2 protein-coding genes are annotated in these 492 nt (G+C 64.4%); one reads left to right on the top strand and one right to left on the bottom strand.

The genetic code is table 11. The features are described from left to right. Nucleotides 1-140, bottom strand: a 140-nt coding sequence (locus EXE50_RS16960; RefSeq protein ID WP_158293676.1) for a DnaJ domain-containing protein, incomplete at its 3' end; no start/stop codon positions are given. 134 nt (nt 141-274) lie between these two features. Here EXE50_RS16960 and EXE50_RS16965 point away from each other — a divergent pair. After that, nucleotides 275-492, top strand: a 218-nt coding sequence (locus EXE50_RS16965) for an MBL fold metallo-hydrolase (protein ID WP_137705648.1), incomplete at its 3' end; no start/stop codon positions are given.

The following is a 492-nucleotide window of genomic DNA, read 5'->3' on the forward strand; positions in this document are numbered from 1 at the left end:
AGTTTGAACTGTGCGTCACCCTCTGGGTGGTCGTTCACGTCCGGATGGTACTCACGCACGCGCTTTCGGTACGCGCGTTTCAACTCCTCGGCGGCGGCGTCGTCGGGGACACCGAGAACGTCGTAGAGGTCCGCCGGCATGGCTCCCGCTACGACCAGTCCGTGTTTGAATCTACCGCACGCAGACCGTCAGACGCCAGTTGATTGGGTGACACGTGGACACTCCGCCACGTCGAATTGGGAACCCTCTTGGGCCGCGGCCGAGCAGTTCGAGTATGGAGCGTATACGTCTCGGGAACACCGTCTTCGAAGGGGAGAACAACGTCTACCTCCTGCAGGGCGAGGAGACCGTGCTCGTGGACGCCGGCGTCGCTACCGAGCCGACCCGCGAGGAGTTCGTCGACGCGCTCGCGTCGTTCGGCGTCACGCCTGCCGACGTCGATCGCGTGTTCCTGACCCACTGGCACTACGACCACGCCGGCCTGGCAGGGAT

The organism is Halorubrum sp. ARQ200 (genome assembly GCF_005435115.1).
GTDB lineage: Archaea > Halobacteriota > Halobacteria > Halobacteriales > Haloferacaceae > Halorubrum > Halorubrum tropicale.